Below are 6,498 nucleotides of genomic sequence, written 5' to 3'. Positions count from 1 at the left end.
CCCCTGTGGATCGCGCCGACGCCGGGCTCGTAACTCCGGTCGGGCTACGCCCTCCCTGCGTCACGAGCCCGGCGAAGCTCTCTCATCCTGATTGACGCTCCACTGTCACCCTGATTGCCGCGCGGCACCTGCCGAGCCGAACGACCTTGACTTCGATACGCGCAACGCTGTCAGACTTGATGTCTGTTACCTCGAAGGCTTCACCCGTGCGAATGAGCGTGATGCGATAGCCTTGCAGCAACGGCCATGGCAGCGCCTTGTGATCGAAAGTGAAGATGGGGACGCTTGTGGTTATGAGCGGGCTCAGCGAATGGCCGCGCGCATGCACCTTGTTATGCCCATCACCACAGTCTCAGGCTTCGCCATGAAGACAGCGGTCCCAGTCACAGCCCTGTCAGGCTGAGGCTCTCCGGGGAAGTTAGGCCTCCCCGGAGTCACAGGAATAACCACAACTGGCTCACCCATATTGTCGTCAATGGCTACGCTGACACGCTGCATGCCCGCGCGCCACGTTTGTGGGAATAGCATCTTCATTCTTGTGATCCTGTCGGCGGCCCTTGTGTGGACTTAACCGAATTGTCGCCAGGCCCCTGCATTCCCGTGCCGAGCTGGCCGTTGAGTTGAACGCGTGAAGCCGCTTCGGCCCGAGCCACGACGGCTTGCAGGTAAGCGGACGGCTCGACGGTGACCGTGATGTTCTGATGCATCTCAGCCTCGCCGGAGGCGCGGATGTCGAGCCGATCTATCCGACCACCAAAGACAAGTCCCGCTTGCTCTATCGGTACCTTGACCGTCTCATCCCACGGCAAGTCGCCGCCTATTAGCGTCTCCTGGCCGAACGGGACTTCGCTCCAGCTCCTTGTATCCGCCCGGGTCGGATCGTCGCAGGCAAGACCTTTGGTCGTGCGGCGAGCGGCTTCCTTCACGGTATGTTGCCAGAGGATAGCTGGTGGCACCGAGCGCTGTAGCGGCCAGGACGCCAGAACCTTGCTGGACGCTGCCTCAATGGCGGCCTCGATCTCGTCGGCGTTTGCGCGCGCGAAGCCCGGCCTTGGCTCAAGCCGTGTTATCGCGCCGGCAATGAGCTCGTGTACCAATTCGCCAAAAGCTATCGGATCAAGCTGGAGCGGCTCGCCCTCCAGGCGGATGGAGCGCCATCCCAGCGCATAGCGCCAGACGTAGCCGAGCGGGTCCCGCAGGAGCCTCTGAAGCGACGTCGTCGATTGGCTCCGGGCGAGAGCGGCTAGGATCGCGGGATGGTCGGATGCGACCAAGCCGTCGTGGCGTGCCAGCACTGCTGGCTCTGACGGACATGCTCGAGCGCTCCCGCATCGCGCGGCCGCGCCAGAAGCCGGTCTGCTTCGCTGAACGCGTGTTCGGGAATACGGTCACGCTTCTGGACCACCTCGTTCGCGGGATAGAGCGAGCTTGGCGATAGGATGCTGCCCTTTGCATTGCGCTGTGGCCGCGAGAGGATCAGGTGCTCGCGCGTTCCATCGCGGATAACCTCAAAGTGCCGGCGATCGCGATCTGCTGTCGTCAATACATGCAGCATCCGACGGTCGAGAAGATGGTGAGGGATCAAGGATCATCATTCTCGAGCCGAGGCCAGGATCGGCTCGTCAGACCAAGCAGTCGCGTGAACGGTCGCGGGCTCGCAGCGAGATGCGAAGCGGGGCTCCACACAACGCTGTTCGCCGGGTCTCGGCCGTCGCGCACCCGCATTGCCTGCAAGGAAAGCGAAACCGCGTGTGGTGGCGCGCTCCGCAGTTCCACATCGCGAGGCTCGCGCCGCTGAGTAGGAGTCGGCCGGCTTCCTGGCCGGCCTCGGGGCCGCGCGCCAGAAGCTCCAGAATCGGAAGCAGGGCACCTTCCGCAGCCATGTCGTCCGCGCGATGGGATCTCGCGGCGATGAGCGCCTCGCGCCACTGTTCGAGCGTCCTCAGGCCCGCGCCGCGCGGTATGCCGGCAAACCAGTCTTTCGGAAGGGTGCCCGCGAAGGGCCGTGGCGGCAGCGGTCTGATCAGGCGCCAAATCCTTTCCTGGCTGAGACCGGTCCTTAGAACGTCGGCCAATGCGGCACAGGCTTGCCCCTCCGGCGTGCTTGGCGCTGGTATGCCGTGCGAGAAGTGCAGGGGAAGGCCCGCGCTATTTGCATAGGCGAGAAAATGGTCGTCCCAGTCCGTCGTCGACGTCGCCGCAATGCCGATCTCCTTGGCTCTTGCCTCGCCAGAAGACAGCAGCCGATGCACCCACCGAAGCGCCTCCACCACCTCGGATTTGGGACCTGCGCTCGCCTCGGCCGAGAATGTCGCCGGCGGTGTCACTGGCTGCCGGTGGATTGTGCCCTTAAACCACGCCTGTTCCTCCGTCGGCGCCGGGATGTTCCAGGAGAGCCCCGTGAATTGCGCAATCCCGTTGAGCAGGGGGCGCCAGACGGCATTGATCTCAACGATTCCATCGAGCGTGACTGGCCGGAGCAAGGACGTGGAAAATGAAGCCCTCGCCAATGCAGCGTCGCGAAGATCGCGGGGCAGCATCCTGGAGGCGGGAAGGCGCTCTCTGATGCGCGTTTCGAGGAGACACAGATCCGCGAAGCGGCCGACATGTTGTGGCAAGGACGAAAGATCGATGTCGGCGCGCCAGACTGCGGTCAGCGACTGAAGGACAGCCCGGGGCATCCCCGGTAGGCTCGACTCGTGGCCGAGGTCTTGGAAGCCGCCCGCAGCCAGCGCCGCCTGAATGGCGGGATAAAGAACGTCGGTCGCGACGGGCGCCACAAAGCCGCCGGCAAGACGAGCAGCAAGGAATGGAAGCGTGAGGATTTCACGGCCGGTGCTTCCTTCCCGTGCCGCCACCAGCCGCTGCATCCGCATCGCGAGCGGTCCATCGACCACGAGAGTTGATCGCCGGACCATCTCCTTAGAACACTCGCACTGGCACCGGCGCATTGTATGAGCGCAGCCAATGGCCCAGTGTCAACGCCTCGTGGCGATTGAAGAACGTCTCGAAATCGAAAACATGCCGATCGCCATTGAGGTCCGCCAACAGCACCTCGCTGCGACCGAGACTGCCCCCGCTCTGCGAACCACAATAGCCGACGATAGTCGCGAACAGATCGGTCTCGCGCATCGTGCCGAACCGCTCACGGAACGGAGGCGATTCCACGCAATACCGGCACGGATTGGCAGGATCGAAATCAGCCTTGCGCCGTGTCCGATGCGGATGGCCAGTGACGAGGGCTACGATCGGCCGGCCGCCATGGCATTGTTCGACGAAGCGCCACAGGGTTGAGGTCATGGTGTTGCCAAATCCCTTGCTCAGGCTCTTGACGAGAGCCAGGCTCGGAGCAGAGCTTGCAGCTTGGGCGGCAAAGCGGCTTGCGAGAAACAGCAACTGGCCGGCGGCATAGTTTGCCTCGGCCTCGATCTTCTGGTGGCAGGCGGGCATGAGCGTCTGCTCGGTGTCGCTCAACATCATCTCATTATGCCACGGGATGATGTCGTGCCCGATCTCATGAGCCTCGTTCCAATGGTGCTTGAGGACGGGGAGATCCTGGTCGAGCAGGATCCGCTTCTGATCGGGCAAGTACAGGGCTTTGAGGCTCAGGGTCTGGACCGCTTCGCGTAGGATCGTTGGGCGGAGAAGAACCTGAAGACCTGCGACCTTCATGCGCGAGAAGGTCTCTCGCAAAAGGCTGTCGTCCGTGGTCGAGTAGTAGCCGCGGTCAAGCTTCAGCAGGTCGCGGACAATACGTAGATCGATCGGCGGCTCCGGGTCTCCAAGACCGCGCAGGACCTTGTCGACCGGTCCGTCGATGTCGGCGATCGTTCGATGTCCGAGACTGACGTTCTTCACTTGGCTCGCTTAGGATCCTGTTCGCTCAAGACGGCGACGAATGCCTCAAGAGCCGAATTCTCTTCCGGCGTCAGCTTCTGCACAGCCTCGGAGCGGGCGGCAAATCAAACGGCTTCCTGCCGCAACCCAGCATCGTTTGCCGCCGCCAGTCCGGCAAGCTGCATCAAGCGTCCGCAAAGGTCTGCGCCAGTTTGAAGACCGTTCGGGGCTCTGGGACATAATGGACGTCGTCCTCGATAACGAGTAGTTCGCTGGCGTCGAGCTCGGCGACCTCTGCCAGCCTCTCCATCGAGAAGCCGCGGCGACGGCGCATCAAGTTCACGAATTTGCCAAAGGCGATTCGCGTTTCTTCAACCGCCGCGGTCTGCTGGGCAGCAGCCGGGCGCGTATCGGACTGGATCGAACGCGAGCAAGCCGGCGCCGATGACGGCGTCGCCTTCACGACGTGCCCGAGCCATCCACCACTCTTTGCTTCGTTCAAGTTTCATCGTTCTCCTCCTTTTCGAAGAAAGCGCGAGCCTGCTCGCTGGTCATCTCAAAGTACCTTAAATTCTGGTACGACGCGTCCTGCCCCAGATCGGTCATCCCGATCTTGCGGTAGAAGTTATCGGCCTGCGGCAGCGAATGCAGCCCCAGACGTCCCTTGAAGCCCTCGTCCTCGCTGTCTGCGCGTGCGGCCGGAGCCGCACCGGGCTCTCGTGAACCGAGCCGCGTAGCGTCTCGGCCTGCGGCTTCGATCCCTCGCGCTAGAGCTTTAGTGCTCCTCCGGGGGCACTCGGGAAAGGGGCCCGCCCTCATGAAGATGCCGACGTCGCTATCACTGCCCCGTTCCCGGGTGCCCTTTTGACCGGTCTCGTCGCGGCACTCGGTCCCGCGTGCCGCCTTCGGCGCCGCTATGCTCACGCTCCTGCGGGTGCCATTTCTCTTTAAGGCGATGTGCCCTGGCGCACGCCTGATTAAGGCCTGCGGCCCTAAGGCAGATTGCGCAAAAGGCTGAGAGTAAGAGTGCGGCTGGTTTTTTTCCGTGACGGGTTACAAGCTGCGAGAGAGGCTCGTGGCGCCCGTCGCGGAGAACCGGGATGTCAAGCCCTGCTGTTCACGCGTGCGCCGGCCAGGACCGCGCGAACTTCTATAACGAGATCACCGACAAAATCATTGCTGAGCTTGAGGCAGGCCGCGTGCCCCGGGTCCAGCCTTGGGGCACTGCCGCGGCAAGGGCACCCTTAGCGATGCCGAAAAATGCTTCGACCGATCGATCCTACAGCGGGATCAACGTCCTTCTGCTCTGGGGAAGCACGATCGAGCATGGTTACAGCGGTCAAAGCTGGCTCACGTTCCGGCAAGCGCTGTCGCTTGGAGGCCATGTGCGTAAGGGGGAGCGTGGCACCGCGATGGTCTACTCCGACCGTTTCGTGCCGCGTGAAGAGAAGCGGCGCGCCGACGAGACCGGCGACGAAGCGCAGGCCATTCCATTTCTCAAGCGCTTTAGGGTCGTCAACACCGATATGGCGAACTAGTCGAAGTCCAACACGCCCACGACAGGCAAAAAGCGACGGCGGCGCGATGAGGTCTTGCGGCGACAGCTCGGCAAGGGCAAAAAAGATCCACAGCTTCTATCACCGTGAGGTCCGTTGGGCCGAACGCGCGTGCCTTTAATGCAGCATTTGTCTGATCGCCTGCCTTGATAGCCTGCGCGACGGTGCAGCCCGCTGTCTCGCTGCGGTATCGGCGGCCTAGCTTGCCCTCGTCTCCACCCTCGGCAGCGAAGCATGATATTCATCCACGCTGTCGAGGTCGATCATGGTCTTACCTCCCATCTTGTAGGCCCTAATCATCTCATAGGCGATCAGTTCATAAGCCTTAGTTTTTCCGAACTTGCCATAGCGGCAACCGTCCTTGAACTCCACAAGCCGGCGCCGCTTGTTGTTATCGTTGTCAACCATGGTCCCTGCCTATGCTTCGATGATCTCAGCGACAATCGGAAAAACCACTGACTAGATGGGCATTTTCACAGTGCGACCTTGGGGCTCGACGCGGGCTTACCAACAAAGGCGCTGCTTTCGTGGTAGCCGATGGGGTTGCTGCTGACTTGTTTCGACGCCATCTGAGTCTAGCCCAATTGCCCGGATGTGTTGGTTTATATCGCCTTCGGTGCCAAACAAAAGGCTCTCTGATGCCGCCCCCAATTCCCGCGCGCTGTAGCGTAAAAATAGGACGGGCCGGAAGCATTATTTGCAAGCTCGAAGCCACCGTTCCCCTGCTCAGTTGGCTCCGTTCGGTCTACAAGCGCCCTTCAAACTCATACCCTCTGCCTCGAAGTGTCGCTCGTAGACGCGGCGGTACCGCAGAGTCGACATTTTGGCGCGCGATCTAGTGACTCGGTCGTGATGCTGGTCGGTGCGGACGCTTGTTCTTCGCTCTGCCAGTCGTAATACGAAACTAGACTAGCACTACTTTGGCAGATTTGGTTTGTGCTGTGGTTTTTCACGGATTCGTCTTCTGCAGTGCGGGCATCGCTGCGATGGCGGCCGAAGAATGAGATCGACGATGGCGTGGCGTACGGCGGGCATGGTTGGTTGAGGCGGAGGCCCATTGATTCTTTTTTTTCCGTCCCGCATGTGCGAGGCGACGGTGCTGCAA

General features: G+C 61.7%; 5 protein-coding genes and 2 pseudogenes. 1 reads left to right on the top strand and 6 read right to left on the bottom strand.

Annotated elements, in window-relative coordinates:
- Nucleotides 1-530 precede the first annotated feature (530 nt).
- The 4 genes from I6F09_RS36865 to I6F09_RS36850 all read right to left on the bottom strand — a co-directional run bounded on the left by I6F09_RS36865 (nt 531) and on the right by I6F09_RS36850 (nt 4,339).
- Complete coding sequence (locus tag I6F09_RS36865) at nt 531-1,295, bottom strand: PD-(D/E)XK nuclease family protein (protein ID WP_225143860.1); 765 nt, start codon at nt 1,293-1,295, stop codon at nt 531-533.
- 327 nt (nt 1,296-1,622) lie between these two features.
- The gene (locus I6F09_RS36860) at nt 1,623-2,897 is read right to left on the bottom strand and encodes a hypothetical protein (RefSeq protein ID WP_225143858.1); all 1,275 of its coding nucleotides are present in this window, start codon (nt 2,895-2,897) and stop codon (nt 1,623-1,625) included.
- A gap of 25 nt (nt 2,898-2,922) precedes the next feature.
- The gene (locus tag I6F09_RS36855) at nt 2,923-3,858 is read right to left on the bottom strand and encodes a DUF955 domain-containing protein (RefSeq protein ID WP_225143855.1); all 936 of its coding nucleotides are present in this window, start codon (nt 3,856-3,858) and stop codon (nt 2,923-2,925) included.
- Between the two features lie 163 nt (nt 3,859-4,021).
- A complete protein-coding gene (locus tag I6F09_RS36850; RefSeq protein ID WP_225143853.1) occupies nt 4,022-4,339 on the bottom strand; it encodes a helix-turn-helix transcriptional regulator in 318 nt (105 codons plus the stop codon).
- Nucleotides 4,340-4,937: 598 nt separating this feature from the next.
- Here I6F09_RS36850 and I6F09_RS36845 point away from each other — a divergent pair.
- A pseudogene (locus I6F09_RS36845) lies at nt 4,938-5,363 on the top strand (ArdC-like ssDNA-binding domain-containing protein); the annotation flags it as partial.
- A 228-nt stretch (nt 5,364-5,591) separates the two neighbouring features.
- On the opposite strand, the gene I6F09_RS36840 reads toward I6F09_RS36845, so the two are convergent.
- Both I6F09_RS36840 and I6F09_RS36835 read right to left on the bottom strand, forming a co-directional pair.
- Nucleotides 5,592-5,801, bottom strand: a complete 210-nt coding sequence (locus I6F09_RS36840) for a hypothetical protein (protein ID WP_225143851.1) — start codon at nt 5,799-5,801, stop codon at nt 5,592-5,594.
- A 541-nt stretch (nt 5,802-6,342) separates the two neighbouring features.
- Nucleotides 6,343-6,498 (bottom strand): annotated as a pseudogene (locus I6F09_RS36835) (IS701 family transposase); the annotation flags it as partial.

It is taken from the genome of Bradyrhizobium sp. IC3195, assembly GCF_020193585.1.
Classification (GTDB): Bacteria; Pseudomonadota; Alphaproteobacteria; order Rhizobiales; family Xanthobacteraceae; genus Bradyrhizobium; species Bradyrhizobium yuanmingense.
Note: the sequence above shows the minus strand (reverse complement) of the source record. Positions and strands in the feature narration are given on the sequence as shown.

Excerpts from the sequence above, each read along its gene's own strand:
- I6F09_RS36840 (WP_225143851.1), bottom strand. The coding sequence starts at position 5,801 with ATGGTTGACAACGATAACAACAAGCGGCGCCGGCTTGTGGAGTTCAAG.